We start from the raw sequence: 18,318 nt of genomic DNA on the forward strand, positions 1-18,318 counted from the left end.
GGTTTGTGAACACCCATCCGGCCTGGTCCGGCGGTGTGATGACTGAGCCGGCGTGTCTCGGGAACCACTGCCACGTCGGTTTCGGTGGATTTTCGAGTCCAGGGGCGTGGTGATGGAGAGTCGGGAACCTCGAACGACGGCGGCCGAGCGCCGCGAGGCGGAGGCCGCGCGCCGTCGCCGGCGCACTCTCTTCCTGCGTGAACTCGCCGAGGCGCGCGAGTTGCGGGCCCGGATCCAACCGCGGCGCGCACGCAACGAGCGGCTGCGCCAGATGATGCGGATGCGTACGTTCCGTTACTGAAAACGATCCGCCTGCGATCGTCGCGGCGACCTTGTTCGTCAACGTGCGCCAATTCCCGTCGTGGTGGTCCGGTATCTGCCACGATGCGAGAGACAACGCCGAAGCGAACGATCTTGGAGAGTCCCGTGGCGTACTTCGCCGCAGTGCTCGTACGTACAGACGAGCAGTGGGAGGCCCGTGAAGCCGACCTCGACGACGTCGAGGACTCGGTGGGGATGACCGCCCTGGCACGGTCGGCGGCGGTGGACGACGAACCGGTACTGCTGTTCGTCGAACAGGAGGACACCTGGTTCGCGGTCGTCCGCGTGGACGGTGAGGAGGACCCGCGCATCTACGTCTCCGACGTGGCCGCGGTGTCCCGCAGCGCCTACGCGGACGCGTTGCTGACGGCCGATGTGCTCGACGGCCTGGAGGAGGACGACGAGGCCGTGCTGCCGACCGGTCCGGCCGGCGACGAGACGGTCCTGGTGGACCTGGGGGTGTCGGCCCAACTGCTGGCCGACCTCGCGGGCGAGGCGGGGCTGCCCGCAGACGCCATCGCGGTGATAGCGGAACGTCTGGGCTGCGCGGACGAGTTGGAGACGGTCCGCTGAGCACGATGCCCCCACCGGTGCCCGAGCCCCGTTTCGACCCCGCGCTGCGACGGTACGAGCCGGCCATGCGGCTGGCCCTGGCCGAGGCGGCGCTCGCGGTGGACACGGGAGACGTGCCGGTGGGGTGCGTGGTGCTCGGCCCGGACGGCGCGGTGCTCGGCCGCGGCCGCAACGAACGCGAGGCGCACGGCGACCCGACGGCGCACGCGGAGATCGTGGCGCTGCGCGAGGCCGCGAAGGCCGTCGGGGAGTGGCGCCTGTCCGGGTGCACCCTGGTGGTCACCCTGGAGCCGTGCACGATGTGCGCGGGCGCGATCGTCCTGGCCCGGGTCGACCGCGTGGTCTTCGGCGCCTGGGACCCCAAGGCCGGCGCCGCCGGCTCCCTGTGGGACGTACTGCGCGACCGCGGCCTCAACCACCGCCCGGAGGTCGTGGCCGGCGTCGCGGCGGCGGAGTGCACCACGATCCTGCGCGACTTCTTCACCCTCAGCCGCACCGACGAATCCGGTTACGAACCACACCCCGGCATCCGGTAAGCTCTCTCTCGGTAGCGTGTCCGAGTGGCCTAAGGAGCACGCCTCGAAAGCGTGTGATGGTGCAAGCTATCCGTGGGTTCAAATCCCACCGCTACCGCTCTTGCAAGACGAAGGCGCCATCCGGATTTCGGGTGGCGCCTTCGGCGTTTTCGGGGGTTCGGCGGGGGCTGCCGCCCCTTTGGGCGGGGGCGGCAGCGGGGCTTCGGGTCAGCAGCCGGGGTTTGGCTGGGCGGGGGTGGGGGCGGCGGGGCCAGGATGGCGGCGGCGGCCTCCGGGGTGGCCAGGTCGGTCCACGCGTCGCCGATGGCCAGGTCCACCGAGCCGTCGGTGCGCTGGTCCTCCTTGTCGGTGGCGCCGGCGACCTGGGCGGCGACCACCTTGGCGGGGGTGGCGCCGGGGAAGCCGTGGCGGATCTCGGCGGTGGCCGCGATCGGCGCGTTCAGCGGGTCGTTGGTGACCTTGCCGATGGTGAATCCGCGCGTCTTGAGGGCTTCGGCGACGGTCTTGGCCAGGCCGGTGCGCTTGGTGGCGTTGTAGACGTTCACCGTGATCGTCTTGGGCTCGGGCAGGGGTGCGGCCTGGGTGGGCGGCGGGGCCGGGGCGGTGGGCGAGGGGCAGGCCGCGGCGGTGCCGCCGTCGTCGGACGTGAAGTGGTACACGCCCCAACCGGCGGTCGCCAGGACCACCAGGCCGACCACGATCGCGATCACCACGGGCATGCGTCGCCTGCGCCGCGTCATCCGCGGATACAGCTTGCCAGTGATCTTGTACTGGCCTCCCATGCCGCGGGGAGTGAGCATGCTCATCGGTGTGCCCCCGTCCTCCTCCTGCACGGCATGGCCGTGGTCCCGGTCGCCATGGAGTCGAGGTTAGCGCCGACCTGGCACCTTGCGTATCCGGGCACGGCCGTACTCGTGACGACCACCTGATCGGGCCGCCGAGGTTGCGTGCTCAGCCGAGTTCGAGCACGCGCGCGTGCAGTACCTGGCGTTGTTGGAGGGCGGCTCTGACCGCGCGATGCAGGCCGTCCTCCAGATACAGGTCGCCCTGCCATTTCACGACGTGCGCGAAGAGATCGCCGTAGAAGGTCGAGTCCTCGGCGAGCAGCGTGTCGAGGTCGAGTTGCCGCTTCGTCGTGATGAGTTGGTCCAGACGCACGGGCCGCGGGGCGATGTCGGCCCATTGCCGGGCACCCGACCTCCCGTGGTCCGGGTACGGTTTGCCGTCACCGATCCGCTTGAAGATCACAGGCTCAGCCTACCGGGATCGTGGTCCCCGAACCCCCACCCTGTGCCGAAGCGAGGGAGCGGCGTCGCGGATCGGGTCGGCTCGGATGGCCGATCCGCCGGGGCAATCGGGATATTTCCAGCGCTATCGGTGTATTCGCTTCCCGGGTCCCGGCGAGCGGAGGAGCGCATGACCGAGCAGGACGACACCATCGCGACCATCACGGCCGGGTACACCTTCACCGGACCCGCGGTGGAGTTGGGTGCCGCCGTCGTCGCGGGCACCGCCCACCCGCGGGCGCAGGTGCGTGTCCCGCTCGGGGTGCTCAACCGGCACGGGCTGGTCGCGGGCGCGACCGGCACCGGCAAGACCAAGACGCTGCAACTGATCGCGGAGCAACTGTCGGCGCAGGGCGTCCCGGTCTTCCTCGCCGACGTCAAGGGCGATCTCTCCGGCATCTCCGCGCCGGGGGAGCCCGGGGAGCGGGTCGCCGCGCGGGCGGCCGAGGTCGGTCAGGACTGGCAACCGGCCGGATGCCCGGCCGAGTTCTACGCGCTCGGTGGAATCGGTCCCGGGGTGCCGATCCGGGCCACCATCACCGACTTCGGGCCGACGCTGCTCGCGAAGGTGCTGGATCTGAACGAGACGCAGGAGTCCTCGCTCGGGCTGATCTTCCACTTCGCCGATGAACGCGGCCTGGAACTGGTGGATCTGAAGGACCTGCGCGCGGTGATCCAGTACCTGACGGACGATCAGGGCAAGGCGGAGCTCAAGCGGATCGGCGGCCTTTCCGCGGCCACCGCCGGGGTGATCCTGCGCGCGCTGATCACGTTGGAGAACAACGGCGGCGCGGCGTTCTTCGGCGAACCGGCCTTCGACACCGCCGACCTGCTGCGCACCACCCCCGACGGGTACGGCGTGGTCTCGCTGCTCGAACTCGCGGCGGTTCAGGACAAGCCGCAGTTGTTCTCCACCTTCCTGATGTGGCTGCTCGCCGACCTCTTCCACGATCTGCCCGAGGTCGGCGACCCGGATCGACCGCGCCTGGTGTTCTTCTTCGACGAGGCGCATCTGCTGTTCTCGGGGGCGTCGAAGGCGTTTTCGACCGCGATCACCCAGACCGTGCGGTTGATCCGGTCGAAGGGCATCGGGATTTTCTTTGTCACGCAGACGCCGCGGGACGTGCCCGCCGACGTGCTCTCCCAGTTGGGCAATCGGGTCCAGCACGCGCTGCGCGCCTTCACGCCGGAGGACGCCAAGGCGCTCAAGGCCACCGTGTCCACGTTCCCGCGTTCGCCCTACGACTTGGACCAGGTGCTCACCCAGGCCGGCACCGGCGAGGCGGTGGTGACCGTGCTCGGCGAGAAGGGCGCGCCGACGCCGGTGGCCTGGACCCGGCTGCGGGCGCCGCGGTCGCTGATGGCGCCGATCCCGGAGGAGGCGATGCGGACGGCCGTGGCGAACTCGCCGTTGTTCCCCGCGTACGGCGTCGCCGTCGACCGGGAGTCGGCGTTCGAGAAGCTGACGGCGGTTCAGGCGCAGGTCCGACCCGAGGAGGCCCAGGCGCCCGCGCCCGACGAACCCGCGCGCGGGCGGGCCCGGGAGGAGAAGCCGAAGACCGGGATGGTCGAGCAGATGATGGGCAACTCGGCGGTGAAGTCGATGTTGCGCTCGATGGGCACCCAGATCGGCCGGGAGATCACCCGCAGCCTGTTCGGCACCGCCCGCCGCAAACGCTGACGGGCGGGCCGACGAGGGCAGGGCTCAGCGGCGCGGCATCTTCGCGAACGCCTCGATCCAGAAGCGCTGTTTGTCCACCGACTGGCCGACCAGATAGCTGGAGCGCAGCTTGGGCGGCAGACCGGCGAGCAACTGCGCCACGGTGTCCATGTGTTCGCGCAGCTGGGACAACTCGGCGTTGGCCAGCACCTGGTGCACGATGTCGGTGTCGTCGGTGCCCTCGCCGGACTCCTCGTTGGCGGCGTCGAGGCGGCGCACCCATTCGTCGAGGTTGGCCGAGATGTCGCCGAGGCCGGTGGCCGGGTTCTCCGCGAACCTGGCCTCCAGGGCGTTCAGCGGCACGGGCGCGTATTCGCCATCGCCGAGGTAGACCTTGGCCATCTCCAGCGGCAGGTCGCGCTGGTGCAGCTTGATCAGCCGCTCCAGGGTGCGCTTGGTGATCCAGTCGCGGCCCTCGTCGTCGATGTCGTTCTTCCACCACTCCAGCACCGTCTCGGCGACCGGACCGTAGGTGGCGATCAGCCACTCGTTGGCCGGGATGTCCTCGGGACGGATGGTCAGCGACGCGGTGAAGCGGGTGGCCTGGGCGATGTTGTTGCGCGAGACGAGCATCTTGCGGCCGAGGTGGTACGGCGGGTTCTGCAGCGCTATCTGGGCGCGCAGGCCGGGGATCGGGCGGCCCGCGATGGACCACTCCTGGGTGACCTCCATCAGCTTGGCGAAGGTGGACTTGTCCTTGGGCCGGTTGTACTCGTCCCAGACGATCACCTTGGTGCCGGGATCGGTGAACTTGGCCGCCAGCAGGTTCTCCAGCGAGCCGTCGGGGGTGGGCACGGGCGCGCACAGGTCCTCGACGTTGGTCACCGGCAGCGAGAAGTAGAGCGGATCGTGGCCGAGTTCGGCGCGCACCACCTCGCGCACCACCTCCGTCTTGCCGCAGCCGGGCGGACCCTGGATCAGCACCGACCAGCGGCGGTGGATCGCCTCGCGGACGATCCGGCGCACCGCGTCGGGGGTCTGGTCGGGGTTGCGCACGCCCAGGCCGGAGGCGATCCGGTCGAGCACCTCGTCGGTGCGGTCCGGGCCGGGGGAGCCGTCCTTCTTGGTCTCGGTCAGCGCGAGCCGCTCGCCGTTGACCAGCGGCAGCCCCCACACCAGCGGGAAGCCGGCCAGCGCGCAGTCGATCACGTGCTCCAGCGTGCGCGGGGACATCAGTTGGCGCAGCGCCGGGGACAGGCTGGTCCACACCTGGAAGACCTGGGTCAGGTCGGTGCCGGCGAAGCGCTCGGCGAGCTTGTGGCGCCACGCGGTGTCGGTCGCGGTGATCTTGACCGTGACCATGCGGTCCAGGATGGCCAGGTCGGTACGCCGGGTCGCGGTCTCGGCCAGCGACTCGTTGTCGGTGAGGAAGACCCCCACGCAGCCGAGTTCGCGCAGGTCGTGTTCGCCGAGCGTCCAGTTGCAGGCGATCTGCATGAGTTGGGACTGGATCGTCTCGCCCGCCTGCAACGCGTCGTCGATCAGCAGCACGAAGCGTTTACCGGGCCGCAGTTGACGCATGATCAGCTGACGCAGCACCAGTTCGCCGGTGCGCGTGTCACGGACCGGCGCGTTGATCAGCAGGTCGTCGGGGGTCAGGTTGGCGGCCGGGACGAAGACCAGGACCGTGTCCTCGTGCCGGTCCGGGATGTGGCTGAAGAACGTGGCCGTCTTGCCGATGCCGTGTTCGCCGAAGATCTGCCCGGTCTGGCCGAGGTCGATCATCGCGTCGATGAACTCCTCGAGCCTGGACACGCCCTTCCAGCCCTTGGGGCGCTCGGGAAAGGTGGCGGTGGCCTTCCACTTGGGCTCGGACGCGGGTCGGCCGGCGCGCGTGGTGTCAGCGGTGATCGTCATGGTTCCTTCCGGGGGCGGCCGCACGGCGTGCTGCTGCGGAGGGCGCTTCGGCCGGGGGCGTCGGTCGGCGCGGGCATCGGTCGGCGAGGGATGTCGGCATCGGCGGCCCCGATCAGGAGTCCCCGGTGACGACGCGGTGACAGTCCATGGGCGGGTCGTGCCGCTCGGGCCAGTCGTCGCCGCCCTCGGTGATCAGCCAGATCCACTTGTCGGGGTCGGCGGGGGTGATCGGCGGCGCGTAGCCGTCGGTGAGCATCACCACCGCGTCCACCGACTCCTCGAACCGGCCCGATCCCTCGATCGCCAGCCGGCCCTCGACGTAGTCGGCGACGTTTTGGAAATTCGTCCCGCCGCCGCCGAGCACCCGCTCGCCCGGCTTGAACGGCATCACCGTGCCGTCGAAGCTGAGCCAGTGCGTCTCCACGCCCTCGGCCTTGCCGACCAGTTCGGTCAGCCAGCTCACCACCTGGTCGGGCATCGAGCCCGAGGTGTCGTAGGCGATCACCACGACCTTGGTGCGCTCCAGGCCGCGTCGGGCGAGCATCGGGTCGTGGCCGAGCGCGGCGAGCAGCGCGCCGCGCTTCTTCGGATAGACCAGCCGCTCGCCCTCGCGCAGCTTGGAGGCCAGCACGTCGACCAGCCACTGCTGCCACCACTGGACCCGACGGGTGCGCTGGGTCTCGCCGCGCAGGAAGCCGGCCCCCAGATCGCCCCAGAGCTTGGAGGTGCGGTCGGTGGCGCCGTCGGTGCGGGAGAGCAGGTCGAGCAGTTCCCGCCGGGCCAGCCGCTCGCCCCGCCGCGCCGCCAGCAGCACGCTGCGCAGCACCTCCGAGGCCACCCGGTCGACCGTCTCGCCGTCCATGCCGTCGTGGAGCCCGGTGCCCTCGCCCAGGATCACGTGCACGCACAGCGGGGGCGGGACCGGCGGGTGCTTCATGCGCTTGAGCTCGGCGTAGACCGTCGCGTCGGTGTCCACGAAGTCGTCGTAGCGCAGCGACTCCAGGCCCTGGTCCCGCAGGTCCTCGACGTAGGCGCGGTGGATCTCGCGCGGGTCGATGCCGGTCGGTTCGCCGATCTGCGCGCCGGTGTCCGGGTCGGTGTCCGGGTCGGTGCGCCGTACGATCGGCAGCGACGTGCGGCCGAGGCGGGTCATCGCGACATGGTTGATGGTCACCTCGGCGGCGAGCGTGAACACCGGGTCGGCGCGCAGGTCGGCCTCGGCGAACAGGTGCCGCTGGATCAGGTGTCGTGCCTCGTGGAAGAGCACGAACTTGACCCCGTCCAGGCCCAGATCGCAGAAGAACCGCGGGTTGTAGAGCAGCAGGCAGGTGCCGTCGCCGGAGGCCATCACGGCGGCCGTGTCGATCGCGGTGGTCGGGATGTGGTGGTGGCACTTGGTGTACAACCACGAGGCGATGACCGAAAGTTCCATGCCGAAATCGAGCAGCGCCTCTTCCTTGAGCTTGCGGGCGCGCGCGATCACCTCGTCGTCGGCCGGTCGCCACGCCTCCAGCGCCCGACGGTCGGTCAGGCTCACGATCGGTGCCCGCGGGCCACGTTCGCCGTACGCCACGTCCGTCACCTCCCCTCGGTGTCCCCCGATGATCCCAGTGCCGACCGACACCCGCTCGGGTGGTCCGGACACCGCCGCCCGTTCCACATTGTGGGCCGGACCAGGGGCGAGGGTCAGCGGGTTTTCCCGCGTTCGCGCCTCACTCGGCGGCGATGAACTCGCGGACCCTCGCGACGAACTCGTCCTGCTTCTCGAACATCACCACGTGTCCGGCGTCGATCTCGACGTACGAACTGCCCGGGATCGCGTCGTGCAGGGCCCGGCTGTGCTCGACCGGGATGGTGGCGTCCTGTACGCAGCCGACGACCAGCGTCCGGGTCCGGATCAGCGGCAGCAGTGGGCGGATGTCGAGGGCCACGTCGTAGTCCACGTGCCGCAGTGTGCCCGGGGTCGGCGTCATGTTGTGCGTCATCGCCTCGACCGCGTCGCGACCGATCGAGTTCAAAAAGCCCCGGCCGAAGCCGGTCATCGTCACGAACCGGGAGAACGACTCGGCGTCGGTGTCGCCGAGCCGCCGCCACAGCGCGAACGTGTTGCGCAGGTATTCGTCGCCCTCGGTGTACGCCCACCCGGCGACCAGGATCAGCCGGCGCACCAGGTCCGGCCGCAGCGCGGCGACCGCGGCGACCACGGTCGCGCCCATCGAGAAGCCGAGCAGGTCCACGGGGCCGAGGCCGGCGTCCTCGATCACCGCGATCACCTGGTCGGCCAGGATCTCGACGGTCAACTCGCCGCCGTCGTCGACGGTGGCGTCGGTCCCGGACAGGTCCGGGGCGATGACCACCCGGTCCCCGTCCAGCAGGGGGATGGTCGAGCCCCAGGTCACCGGCGCCCCCACGGACCCGGTCCCGTGCACGAGCAGCAGCGCGGGGCCGTGGCCGGAACCGGAGACGGCGTAGTGGACCTGGGCGTCGGCGACCTTGACGACGGGCATGGCGAGCTCCTTCGGGAAACGGCTGGTGTCGAACGACGTCGGGCATCGGCTCCGACACCCGAACCCTGCCGCCGGGGCCTTCGGCCCGGGAGAGCACCGCCGACCCTGGGATCGGCGGTCCCACTCCGGCGATGCGGCGATGCGCGACCATGGGCGCATGAAGATTGATCGGGACCAGCTCGCCGACTTCCTGCGGCGCTCCCGGGAGCGGGTCTCGCCCCAGGCGGCGGGGCTGCCCGCCGGGCCTCGGCGGCGTACGCCCGGCCTGCGGCGGGAGGAGGTGGCGCAGCTCGCCGGGATGTCGGCCGACTACTACATCCGCCTGGAGCAGGCCCGCGGGCCGCAGCCGTCCACGCAGATGCTCGGTGCGCTGGCCCGGGCGTTGCGGTTGAGCGACGACGAGCGGGACCACCTGTACCTGCTGGCCGGGCATCGTCCGCCCGCGGCGCGGACCGCCGGCGACGAGGTGGCGCCGGCGCTGCTGCATCTGCTGGAGCAGCTGGACGCCACGCCCGCGCAGGTGCTCGACGACCTCGGTGACGTGTTGGCCCAGAACGCGATGGCGCAGGCCCTGCTCGGCGGGGTGTGTACGGTCTCGGAGCACGGCCGCAACGTGGTGTGGCGGTGGTTCGGCGATGCCCGGCAGCGGGCCGCGTATCCGCCCGAGGAGCACGAGTACTACAGCCGGCTGCACGTGGCCGACCTGCGCGCCGCCGCCGCGCACCGGCCGGACGACGCGGCGGTGACGCGGCTGGTGAGCCGGTTGCGCGAGGCCAGCGACGAGTTCGCCGAGTTGTGGGACCGGCACGAGGTGGCGGTGCGGCGGCACAGCCGGATGCGGGTGCTGCACCCGGTGCTCGGTTTGGTGGAGGTGGACTGCCAGGTCCTCGTCACTCCCGAGGACAACCGCCGGGTGGTGCTGTACACCCCGGCCCCGGGCGGTGACCTGGCCGATCGGCTGGCCCTGCTGCGCCGACCGGTGGGCGGCGACACCCTGGCGTTCGGCTGAGTCGGCGGCGGCCGGCCCGAGGTCGGCCGGGCCGCCGTCGAGGCTCGGGTCAGCGGGCGAGCAGCGCGTTCAGATCGCCGTACGGGATCGCGTCGGTGAGGCCGGTGTAGGTGCCGCTGTCGTACAGCTCCCGCGCCGCGCGGCGGACCACCGCGTAGGCGGCCTCGGCGACGGCGGAGCCCAGGCTGACCCGGGCCACGCCGAGCCGGCCGAGTTCGGCGACGTCGGGGGCGCCGGGGCCGGCCAGGATGTTGAGCGGGGCGGTCAGGGACGCGGTGAGCGCGGCGATGGTGGGCGGGTCGACCACGCCGGGGACGAAGATGCCGTCGGCGCCGGCGGCGAGGTAGGCGCTCGCCCGGTCGAGCGTCTCGCGCAGGCGGTCGGCGGGCTCGCCGGTGCCTCGGAGGTAGGTGTCCACCCGGGCGTTGAGGTAGAGCGGGACATCGGCGGCGTCGGCGGCGGCCCGTGCGGCGGCGATGCGCTCGGCCTGGTCGGCGATCGGGCGCAGCGGGGTCGGGCCGCCGTGCGAGGCGTCCTCCAGGTTGATCCCGACGGCGCCGGCGGCGAGCACGCCGCGCACGGTCTCGGCGACGCCGGCCGGGTCGACGCCGAATCCGCTTTCGATGTCGGCGGTGACCGGTACCTCGACCGCGGCCACCACGCGGGCGATCAGTTCGAGGGCCCGGTCGCGGCCGAGGAGGTCGCCGTCGGCGGCGCCCAGGCCCCAGGCGACGCCCGCGCTGGTGGTGGCCACCGCGCGGGCGCCGGCCTCGACGACCAGGCGGGCGCCGGCGGCGTCCCAGACGTTGGCCAGTGCCAGGGGCGCGGAACTCGTGTGCAGGGCGCGGAAGGTCAGGGCGGTGTCACGCGGGCTCGTCATGGCCCCACTCCACCATCCGGACCGGGCCGCGGCCGGCGGTTTTCCGCCGGCGTCCCCCTCGGGCGGCGCCGTGCCTATCGGGCCACGCGGGCGCAGATGTCGTCGGTGCCGCCGTGCAGCATGGTCAGGGTCTTGGTGCGGTCGGCGGTGATGTCCAGGATGTACGCGCCGTCGATGGTGTAGACGCCGCGCGGTACGTTGCCGCCGTTCGCGCGGAAGGTGGTGAGTACGGGGCCGAGCACCAGCCAGCGTTGGGACCCGTCGGGGCGATATTCGACGACGGCGCTGCCCCCGGCGTCGGCGTCGAAGTGGCTGCCGGTGGCGGTGTTGGTCACCCGCATGACCAGGGGACCCTTGTACGCGACCCGTTTCGGGGTGCCGTCGGGGTGGGTTTCCAGGACACGTTGCACCACCTCGTCGAGGATCGCCTCCGCGTGTACGGGGAAGTCGCAGCGGGCGCCGGCGGGGTAGTCGAACGACGGGGTGGGCGGGGCGGGTTCCCAGACGGAGGGGGCCTCGGTCGAGGTGTCGGCGGTGGTCGTGGTCATGGTCTCGGTCGTGGTCTCGGCCGCGGTCGGGGTGCGGTCGGCGGCCGACGCGGGTGCTGTTGCGGCGGTGCCGCAGAGGGCGGCAAGTACCGTCAGGGTGAGGAGGGTTCGGCGCATGGGCTTCCTTTTCGGGTGGGGTCGAGTGCGGTCGGTCCGCCCGATGCGGCCGGCACCGATCCGGGGGCACCGCCCAGCCTCGGCCCCCGTGCTGACCGGATTCTCACCACGCGGGCCCGGTGGAGGTGGTCATGGAGTTTCGGTTGCTCGGTGCGTTCGAGGCGTGCCACGAGGGGCGTAGCGTGCTGGTGGGCACCCGCCGCCAGGAACGGTGTCTGCTGGCCCTGCTGCTTCTCGACGCCGGGCGCGTGGTCACCACGGAGCGGCTGATCGACCTGATGTGGCAGGGGAGTTCGCCCGCCTCGGCGCGCGGCACGGTGCACACCTACATCGGTCGGCTGCGGGCCCGGCTCGCGCCGTACGGGTTGCGGATGCGGACCCGGCACGGCGGTTACACGGTGGACGCCGACGCGCACGCCGTGGATGTACGGGAGTTCCTGGACCTGGTCGGACGGTCGGGCGGTGCCGCGGATCCGGCGGAGCGCATGCGGTGTCAGGATCGAGCGCTGGCGCTGTGGCGTGGGCCGCTGCTCGCGGACGTGATCGACGATCGGCTGCGCGGTCGGCTCGCCGGGCGGCTCGACGAACTGCGGGTGTCCGCCCTGGAACAGCGTGCCGAGGCCCGGCTCGCGATGGGGTTGCATGATCGGGTCCTGGCCGATCTGGCGCCGGTGGCCGATGAGTTCCCGGCTCGGGAGCGACTGGTGGCGGCCCGGATGACGGCGCTGTGTCGCGCCGGGCGGCGGGCCGAGGCGCTGGAGGCGTACCGGCATACCCGCAAGGTGTTGGTGAGCGAGATGGGCATCGAGCCGGGAGCGACGCTGACCACGCTGCACGAGCGCATCCTGCGCGGTGACCCGCGCCTGGATCGGCCCTCGGCGCCGGTGTACGCCGTGCGGGTCGGGGAGGAGTGGCTGCCCTGGAACACGAGCGGGCATCCGGCGCTGGAGTTCTGCAACACGTACGCGGGCTGGGGCGGCCCCGAGCACCCGGGGGCGGACTGGCTGCGCGGCTACGCCACCCTCGCGGTGTGGACGGGGCATCTGGACCTGGCCGACGAGCGGTTGGTCGTGGGGCTGCGTCGACGGGCGCGGGAGCGGCCCGACGAGGCCGCCGCGGCACTGGCGCGGGCGAGGGAGTTTCGGGCCGATCTGTACGCCTGCCTGACCGACCCGCAGGACGTGCGCGCGTTCAACGCGGTGGCCGAGACGGCCCGGGAGGCGGCCGGGGCGGCGGTGTTCCGGCGTGGCGAGGACGGGCTGGGGCGGTGGCGGCTGTCGCCGGCGGCGGGGTTGGCGCTGCCGCTGTACGCGGTGGCCCGCAGCGCGGCCGAACTCCTGGCGGACCCGCGCCGGTTCCTCGTCCGCAGGTGCCCGGACGAGGCGTGCGGCTGGCTCTTCCTGGACACGAGCGGGCGGCGTCGCTGGTGCAGCCTGGCGATCTGCGGCAACCGGTGTCGGGTCGCGGAGTGATCGACGGCGGCCGGGGGCCGAGGCCGGGGGATTCGTAGGACGCGACCGATCGTGTCGATGCCGAGAGCGTGCGCGAGCCGCGTTTGCGCGCGAGCCGCGTCTGCGCGCGAGCCGCGTCTGCGCGATAGGGCCGGCTTCTGCGGGTTCCGGCCGACGGGGGTTGTCCGGGGGCGTCTGGGGGTGTGCCCTACCTCCGGTGCCCGGGATACCCGCTGGGCACGGTCGTTTCCGGCGGCGAGGATGTGGTCATGATCCAGACGAACACATCATCCCTGGCGGCGTCGTCGCCTGAACTGCGGCAGGAGTCGAGCGCGTTTCGACTCTTTCTGCGCCGACTCGGGTTTGTCCTGGGCGGGTTGCCGCTGGGTGTCGCCGCGTTCGTCGTCGGGCTCGGCGGGTTCGTGATCGGCGCGGTGGGCTCGGCCCTGGTGTTCGGAATCCCGGTCCTGGTCGGGGTGTTGGCCGCGGCCGGGTGGTTCGCGTCGGTGGAGCGGCGGCGGGTGGAGGCGGTGACCGGTCGGGCGTTGCCGCCGCACGGTTACCGGGCGTCGGCGGGTACGGGCTTCAAGGCATGGCTGCGCGCGCTGCGCGACCCGCAGTCCTGGCGCGATCTGACGCACGCGGTGGTGTCCTTCCCGCTGCGGGTGGTGGGCTTTTGTCTCGCGCTGACCTGGACCGTGGGCGGGCTGGGGGAGGTGCTGTACGTCGCGTGGTCGTGGCCGATCCCGCGCGACGAGGGCAAGCAGGGTCTGCTCGACCTGATGTTCGGCGTCTCGTCGCGGGCCGCCGACATCGCGTTCAACACCGGGATCGGTGTGGTGGTGCTCGCCACGGCGGCGCCGATGCTGCGGGCGCTGGTGGCGGTCCAGGCCGGACTGGCCCGGATGTTGCTGACCAACGAGACGGCGGCGTTGCAGTTGCGGACCGAACAGCTCGCACAGGGCCGGCGCAGCGCGGTGGCGGCCGAGGCGAACACGCTGCGCCGGCTCGAACGGGATCTGCACGACGGGCCGCAGCAGCGGTTGGTGCGGCTCACCATGGACCTGGAGACGGTGGCCCGTCGGCTCGACGACGACCCCGAGCGGGCCCGGCCGCTGGTCGCCGACATGATCTCGCAGAGCCACGAGGCGTTGACCGAACTGCGGGCGCTGTCCCGGGGGATCGCGCCGCCGATCCTGGCCGACCGGGGCCTGGTGCCGGCGCTGACCGCGGCGGCGGCGCGGTGTCCGGTCCCGGTGGCGCTGACGGCCGAGTTGCCGGAGGGGCGGCGGTTCGCCCCGGCGGTGGAGAATACGGCGTACTTCGTGGTGGCCGAGGCGCTGACGAACGTCGCCAAGCACGCCGGGGCCGAGCGGTGTTGGGTGCGGGTGCGGGTGGACGAGCGGGTGTTGTCGGTGGAGGTTCGCGACGACGGGCGCGGCGGGGCGCATCCGGGCAAGGGACACGGCCTGGCCGGTCTCGTCGACCGGTTGGCCGCAGTGGAGGGCCGGCTCGACGTGGTGAGCCCGGTCGGTGGGCCGACCACGCTGATCGCGGAGGTTCCGTTGAGTGGGGTGGGGGAGCGTTGATGCGGGTGGTGCTGGCGGAGGATTCGCTGCTGCTGCGGGAGGGCCTGGTCCGCCTCCTCGAGGAGACCGGCGCGGAGGTGGTCGCGGCGGTCGGCGACGGCCCGTCCCTGGTGGAGGCGGTGACCGCGCACCGGCCGGACGTGGCGGTGGTCGACGTCCGGATGCCGCCGACCTTCACCGACGAGGGCCTGCGGGCGGCCCTGCGGATCCGCCGCGAGGTGCCGGGGACGGCGATCCTGGTGCTGTCCCAGTACGTCGAGGAGAGCTACGCCGGCGACCTGCTGGCCGACGGCGGCGGCGTCGGCTACCTGCTCAAGGACCGCGTCTCCCGCCTGGACGAACTCTCCGACGCGCTCACCCGCGTCGCGGGCGGCGGCACCGTCCTGGACTCGGAGGTCGTCTCCGCCCTGTTCACCCGCCGCCGCGACGACCCGCTGGCCGCGCTGACCCCACGCGAACGCGAAGTCCTCGCTTTGATGGCCGAGGGCCGCCGCAACACCGCCATCGGCCGCACCCTGTCCCTCACCCAGGGCACGATCGAAAAACACATCTCCGCCATCTTCGACAAACTCGCCCTCCCCCCATCCGACGACGACCACCGCCGAGTCCTCGCAGTCCTCACCTGGCTCCGCACCAACCCCTGACGGGGTGCGGCGCGGCGTCGAGATGGTTCGACTCGACGGGGGAATCGAGGTGGCGGGTGCGGGAGCATCGAGAGGTTACGGGTTTCTGACAGGTCTCTGACATCGGGCGGCGACGCTGGTCCGCGGGTGCCGGTTGGTGCCCGTACGGCTCCGCTGGTCGCGGTCTCTTGTCGAGGAGTGCCTCCCGCATGGCGATATCCACCCGTGTCCGGCGCGCCGCCGGGGTATTTGGGCTTTGTGTGGTTTTGTCGGCCGTGCCCGCCGGTGGGGCGGCCGCGGTTGCGGCGACGGGTGCGCCGCAGGGGCCCGTGGTGACCACTTCGCAGGTCATGTCGCATCTTGGGGCGTTGCAGGTGATCGCGGATCGCAGTGGTGGGAATCGGGCCCATGGGACGGTGGGGTTTGGGCGATCGTTGGTGTATGTGAAGGGGGTGCTGGACGAGGCGGGCTTTCGCACCGGCCTTCGGCCCTTTACCCACAACGGCGTCGTCGGCTACAACCTCGTCGCCGACTGGCCGGGCGGTGATCCGAACCACGTCGTACTCGTCGGCGCCCATCTCGACAGCGTCGCGACCGGGCCCGGGATGAACGACAACGGCTCGGGTGCGGCCGCCGTACTCGCCGCCGCCGTCGCGACGGCGAAGTCGGACGAGGCGCCCCGGCGCCGGCTGCGGTTCGCGTGGTGGGGCGCGGAGGAGGAGGGGCTGGTCGGCTCGAAGTCCTATGTACGCGCGCTCTCCCCGGCCGAGCGTCGGAAGATCGACGTCTATCTCAACTTCGACATGACCGGCGGCAAGAGCGTGCGTCAGTGGCTGGTCGTCCACGACGACCCCCGGGCCACGGACGCGTTCGAGGCGTACTTCGTGGCCCAGGGCCTGCCCACCTTCGATATCGGCATCGGCGGGTCGGACCACGTCTCCTTCAACGCCGCCGGCATCCCGGTCTCCGGCTTCACCAGCGGTATCGACGAGTGCTACCACAAGGCCTGCGACCGCATCGAGAACGTGGATCCCGAGACCGAGACGGTCAGTGCCAACACCATCCTGGCCGTGACCCGGCAACTCGCCGCCCACTGAGCACCGACCACTCGACCGCTGGACCACGCGGTCACTTGATCACGCGGTCACGCGGTCACTCGATTGCTCGATCACCGCGACCTCGGCTGGGAGCAGAACAGTTGCGCATCATACGTACAAGCCACCACCGCTCCGTTCCGGCAGCTCTCCTCGCGGCCTGTGCGCTGCTGACGGCCGTGCCCGCCTCGGCCGCCGCCGGTCCCGGCGGCGGATCCGGCGTGGGTGACCCGTACTTCCCCGACGACGGCAACCCCGGTTACGACGTCCTGGACTACGACGTGCGGGTGGCCTATGACCCGGCCCGCCCCGACCACCTCTCCGGCGACACCACCGTGACCGCGACGGCCACCGATCGGCTCGACCGCTTCCACCTGGACCTGGAAGGCTTCGAGGTCGCCTCGGTCACCGTCGACGGCAAGCCCGCGAGGTCCTTCTCCCGCAGCGGAGCCCACGAGTTGGTGATCACCCCGGCCCGGCGGCTCGTCAAGGGCACGAGGTTCGCGGTGCGCGTGCGCTATTCCGGCAAGCCCGTCGGCGCGAGTTGGCACCGCCTGCCCGGCGGCGCGGCGAACGTCACCGGCGAGCCGCACTCGGCCACCGCCTGGTACCCGGCCAACGACCACCCGTCCGACAAGACGACGTTCCGGCTCACCGCGACCGTGCCCGAGGCCTGGACCGTGATCGGCAACGGCCGTCCGGGGCGGACCACTTCACCGGGCAGGGGGTGGAAGACGTACCGCTGGTACGAGGACAGTCCACTCGCCACGTACGTCAGCACCATCGCCATCGACAAGTTCACCGTCCGCACCTCGCAACTGCCCGACGGCACACCGGTGATCAACGCGTACAGCCCCGGCGTCCGCATCGATCCCGCTGCCGAGGCCCAACTGCCGGAGATCGTCGACTTCCTGGCCTCGAAGTTCGGCCCGTACCCCTTCTCCTCGGCCGGCCTCCTCGCGGTCAACGGCGACCCCTCCGCTCCGGGCAAGTCCGGCGCGATCGAGACGCAGAGCCGCCCGACGTTCATCGGCGCGCCCTTCGACAGCTCGCTGGTCCACGAGTACGCCCACCAGTGGTTCGGCAACAGCGTCTCGTTCACCGACTGGCGCGACGGCTGCCTGGCCGAGTGCGTCGCCCAGTACGCCAACCAACTGTGGGACGAGCACGGCGGCGCCGACCTGGACACCGGTTTTTACCCGTACATGCTCGAAGAGAGCCGCAACGACCCGCAGTTCTGGTCCACCAGGCTCTACGACCCGGGCCAGGGCCGGGAACTCGACGGCGCGTTGTACTTCAAGGGCTCGATGATGATGCACGCGCTACGCCGAACCGTCGGCGACACGGCCTTCTTCGACATCCTGCGCCAGTGGCAACAGGCCCACCGCAACGGCAACGCCTCCTGGCCGCAATTCGAGGCGTTGGCTCGGAAGATGGCCCCGGGCAACGACCTGGCGGGCTTCTTCGCCGCCTGGGCCCACGGTACGACGGCCCCGGCGGACCCGTACCTCTACCCGGGCACGCTCGGCCCGTTGAAGCCGAACCGGCCCTGAACCGAGGGGGTTTCGGACGCGCCGAGGTAGGTCAGGACGGCGAGGACGCGGCGGTTGGTGTTGTCGTCGGGCGGGAGGTCGAGCTTGGTGAGGATGTTGCGGACGTGTTTGCCGACGGCCGGTTCGGAGATGTCGAGGGCGCGCGTGATGGCGGCGTTGGACAGGCCCTCGGCGATCAGGGCGAGGACCTGGCGTTCGCGCGGTGAGAGTGCGGCGACGGGTTCGGCGCGGCGGCGCAGGAGGCGGGTGACGACCTGGGGGTCGACGGCGGTGCCGCCCGCGGCGACGCGGCGCAGGGTGGCGGCGAAGTCCTCGACGTCGACGATGCGGTCCTTGAGGAGGTAGCCGATCGCGCGTCCGCCACCGCCGGCGAGCAGTTCGGCGGCGCCGTCGGGCTCGATGTACTGGCTCAGGACCACGATCGGCAGGGCCGGGAACGTGCTGCGCAGCGCGAGTGCGGCGCGCAGGCCCTCGTCGGAGAACGCCGGGGGCATGCGGACATCGGTCAGCACGAGATCGGGGACCCGCTCGTGCACGGCGGCGGTCAGCGCCGCGCCGTCCGGGACCGCGGTCACCTCGAAGCCGAGGCGTTCCAGCAGCCCCGTGAGGCTTGCCCGGAGCAGGACGGTGTCCTCGGCCAGGATCAGGCGCATC

Annotated in this window: 17 protein-coding genes, 1 tRNA gene and 1 pseudogene; 11 read left to right on the forward strand and 8 right to left on the reverse strand. The window is 71.7% G+C overall.

Annotation, left to right across the window (positions count from 1 at the left end; all coding sequences use genetic code 11):
- The first annotated feature begins 112 nt into the window (after positions 1-112).
- From B4N89_RS15620 to B4N89_RS15635, 4 genes are all read left to right on the forward strand, one after another.
- Positions 113-301: a hypothetical protein gene (locus tag B4N89_RS15620; protein ID WP_078979378.1), complete on the forward strand. Its 189-nt coding sequence runs from the start codon at positions 113-115 to the stop codon at positions 299-301.
- Positions 302-426: 125 nt separating this feature from the next.
- Complete coding sequence (locus B4N89_RS15625; RefSeq protein ID WP_101897096.1) at positions 427-894, forward strand: tRNA adenosine deaminase-associated protein; 468 nt, start codon at positions 427-429, stop codon at positions 892-894.
- 5 nt (positions 895-899) lie between these two features.
- Positions 900-1,430 (forward strand): tRNA adenosine(34) deaminase TadA, encoded by a 531-nt coding sequence (gene tadA, locus B4N89_RS15630; protein ID WP_235618631.1) that lies wholly within the window; start codon positions 900-902, stop codon positions 1,428-1,430.
- A 10-nt stretch (positions 1,431-1,440) separates the two neighbouring features.
- A tRNA-Ser gene (locus B4N89_RS15635) sits at positions 1,441-1,527 on the forward strand.
- A gap of 253 nt (positions 1,528-1,780) precedes the next feature.
- On the opposite strand, the pseudogene B4N89_RS52620 reads toward B4N89_RS15635, so the two are convergent.
- Together B4N89_RS52620 and B4N89_RS15645 are read right to left on the reverse strand one after the other, a co-directional pair.
- Positions 1,781-2,236, reverse strand: a pseudogene (locus B4N89_RS52620) (LytR C-terminal domain-containing protein); the annotation flags it as partial.
- Between the two features lie 145 nt (positions 2,237-2,381).
- Positions 2,382-2,678 carry a type II toxin-antitoxin system VapB family antitoxin gene (locus tag B4N89_RS15645; protein ID WP_020556786.1) on the reverse strand — a complete coding sequence of 99 codons (297 nt, stop codon included), beginning with the start codon at positions 2,676-2,678 and terminating at the stop codon, positions 2,382-2,384.
- A 168-nt stretch (positions 2,679-2,846) separates the two neighbouring features.
- On the opposite strand from B4N89_RS15645, the gene B4N89_RS15650 reads away from it, so the two are divergent.
- Complete coding sequence (locus B4N89_RS15650; protein WP_078976451.1) at positions 2,847-4,397, forward strand: helicase HerA-like domain-containing protein; 1,551 nt, start codon at positions 2,847-2,849, stop codon at positions 4,395-4,397.
- Between the two features lie 24 nt (positions 4,398-4,421).
- Here B4N89_RS15650 and B4N89_RS15655 read toward each other — a convergent pair whose 3' ends face one another.
- The 3 genes from B4N89_RS15655 to B4N89_RS15665 all read right to left on the reverse strand — a co-directional run bounded on the left by B4N89_RS15655 (position 4,422) and on the right by B4N89_RS15665 (position 8,800).
- On the reverse strand, positions 4,422-6,293 hold the full coding sequence (locus tag B4N89_RS15655; protein WP_078976452.1) for an AAA family ATPase: 1,872 nt from the start codon (positions 6,291-6,293) through the stop codon (positions 4,422-4,424).
- A 112-nt stretch (positions 6,294-6,405) separates the two neighbouring features.
- Positions 6,406-7,875 carry a DUF2201 family putative metallopeptidase gene (locus B4N89_RS15660; protein ID WP_078976453.1) on the reverse strand — a complete coding sequence of 490 codons (1,470 nt, stop codon included), beginning with the start codon at positions 7,873-7,875 and terminating at the stop codon, positions 6,406-6,408.
- A gap of 130 nt (positions 7,876-8,005) precedes the next feature.
- Positions 8,006-8,800, reverse strand: a complete 795-nt coding sequence (locus B4N89_RS15665; protein ID WP_078976454.1) for an alpha/beta fold hydrolase — start codon at positions 8,798-8,800, stop codon at positions 8,006-8,008.
- Between the two features lie 157 nt (positions 8,801-8,957).
- Here B4N89_RS15665 and B4N89_RS15670 point away from each other — a divergent pair, with 157 nt between their 5' ends.
- A complete protein-coding gene (locus tag B4N89_RS15670) occupies positions 8,958-9,809 on the forward strand; it encodes a helix-turn-helix transcriptional regulator (protein ID WP_078979380.1) in 852 nt (283 codons plus the stop codon).
- A 49-nt stretch (positions 9,810-9,858) separates the two neighbouring features.
- Here the strand turns inward: B4N89_RS15670 and B4N89_RS15675 are convergent, their stop codons facing one another.
- Positions 9,859-10,689, reverse strand: coding sequence for an isocitrate lyase/PEP mutase family protein (locus tag B4N89_RS15675; RefSeq protein ID WP_078976455.1), 831 nt, complete (start codon positions 10,687-10,689; stop codon positions 9,859-9,861).
- Between the two features lie 74 nt (positions 10,690-10,763).
- Positions 10,764-11,354 (reverse strand): hypothetical protein, encoded by a 591-nt coding sequence (locus tag B4N89_RS15680; protein WP_078976456.1) that lies wholly within the window; start codon positions 11,352-11,354, stop codon positions 10,764-10,766.
- Between the two features lie 131 nt (positions 11,355-11,485).
- On the opposite strand from B4N89_RS15680, the gene B4N89_RS15685 reads away from it, so the two are divergent.
- The 5 genes from B4N89_RS15685 (at position 11,486) to B4N89_RS15705 (ending at position 17,664) form a co-directional block, all read left to right on the forward strand.
- Positions 11,486-12,826 (forward strand): BTAD domain-containing putative transcriptional regulator, encoded by a 1,341-nt coding sequence (locus tag B4N89_RS15685; RefSeq protein ID WP_078979381.1) that lies wholly within the window; start codon positions 11,486-11,488, stop codon positions 12,824-12,826.
- Positions 12,827-13,074: 248 nt separating this feature from the next.
- Complete coding sequence (locus B4N89_RS15690) at positions 13,075-14,394, forward strand: sensor histidine kinase (protein ID WP_078979382.1); 1,320 nt, start codon at positions 13,075-13,077, stop codon at positions 14,392-14,394.
- Positions 14,394-15,038 (forward strand): response regulator transcription factor, encoded by a 645-nt coding sequence (locus B4N89_RS15695; RefSeq protein WP_078976457.1) that lies wholly within the window; start codon positions 14,394-14,396, stop codon positions 15,036-15,038. Before B4N89_RS15690 ends, B4N89_RS15695 begins: the two co-directional genes overlap by 1 nt.
- A 422-nt stretch (positions 15,039-15,460) precedes the next feature.
- Positions 15,461-16,114: a M20/M25/M40 family metallo-hydrolase gene (locus B4N89_RS15700; RefSeq protein WP_235618632.1), complete on the forward strand. Its 654-nt coding sequence runs from the start codon at positions 15,461-15,463 to the stop codon at positions 16,112-16,114.
- Positions 16,115-16,215: 101 nt separating this feature from the next.
- Positions 16,216-17,664, forward strand: coding sequence for a M1 family metallopeptidase (locus B4N89_RS15705; RefSeq protein WP_235618633.1), 1,449 nt, complete (start codon positions 16,216-16,218; stop codon positions 17,662-17,664).
- Here the strand turns inward: B4N89_RS15705 and B4N89_RS15710 are convergent.
- Positions 17,622-18,317: a response regulator transcription factor gene (locus B4N89_RS15710; RefSeq protein ID WP_078979385.1), complete on the reverse strand. Its 696-nt coding sequence runs from the start codon at positions 18,315-18,317 to the stop codon at positions 17,622-17,624. The genes B4N89_RS15705 and B4N89_RS15710 overlap by 43 nt on opposite strands.
- Position 18,318: the final 1 nt, after the last annotated feature.

The organism is Embleya scabrispora, from assembly GCF_002024165.1.
GTDB lineage: Bacteria > Actinomycetota > Actinomycetes > Streptomycetales > Streptomycetaceae > Embleya > Embleya scabrispora_A.

Coding starts and splice junctions, on each gene's coding strand:
- B4N89_RS15655 (WP_078976452.1), bottom strand. CDS start 6,293: ATGACGATCACCGCTGACACCACGCGCGCCGGCCGACCCGCGTCCGAG.
- B4N89_RS15665 (WP_078976454.1), bottom strand. CDS start 8,800: ATGCCCGTCGTCAAGGTCGCCGACGCCCAGGTCCACTACGCCGTCTCC.
- B4N89_RS15695 (WP_078976457.1), top strand. CDS start 14,394: ATGCGGGTGGTGCTGGCGGAGGATTCGCTGCTGCTGCGGGAGGGCCTG.
- B4N89_RS15685 (WP_078979381.1), top strand. CDS start 11,486: ATGGAGTTTCGGTTGCTCGGTGCGTTCGAGGCGTGCCACGAGGGGCGT.
- tadA (WP_235618631.1), top strand. CDS start 900: ATGCCCCCACCGGTGCCCGAGCCCCGTTTCGACCCCGCGCTGCGACGG.
- B4N89_RS15650 (WP_078976451.1), top strand. CDS start 2,847: ATGACCGAGCAGGACGACACCATCGCGACCATCACGGCCGGGTACACC.
- B4N89_RS15690 (WP_078979382.1), top strand. CDS start 13,075: ATGATCCAGACGAACACATCATCCCTGGCGGCGTCGTCGCCTGAACTG.
- B4N89_RS15710 (WP_078979385.1), bottom strand. CDS start 18,317: ATGCGCCTGATCCTGGCCGAGGACACCGTCCTGCTCCGGGCAAGCCTC.
- B4N89_RS15680 (WP_078976456.1), bottom strand. CDS start 11,354: ATGCGCCGAACCCTCCTCACCCTGACGGTACTTGCCGCCCTCTGCGGC.
- B4N89_RS15620 (WP_078979378.1), top strand. CDS start 113: ATGGAGAGTCGGGAACCTCGAACGACGGCGGCCGAGCGCCGCGAGGCG.
- B4N89_RS15675 (WP_078976455.1), bottom strand. CDS start 10,689: ATGACGAGCCCGCGTGACACCGCCCTGACCTTCCGCGCCCTGCACACG.
- B4N89_RS15670 (WP_078979380.1), top strand. CDS start 8,958: ATGAAGATTGATCGGGACCAGCTCGCCGACTTCCTGCGGCGCTCCCGG.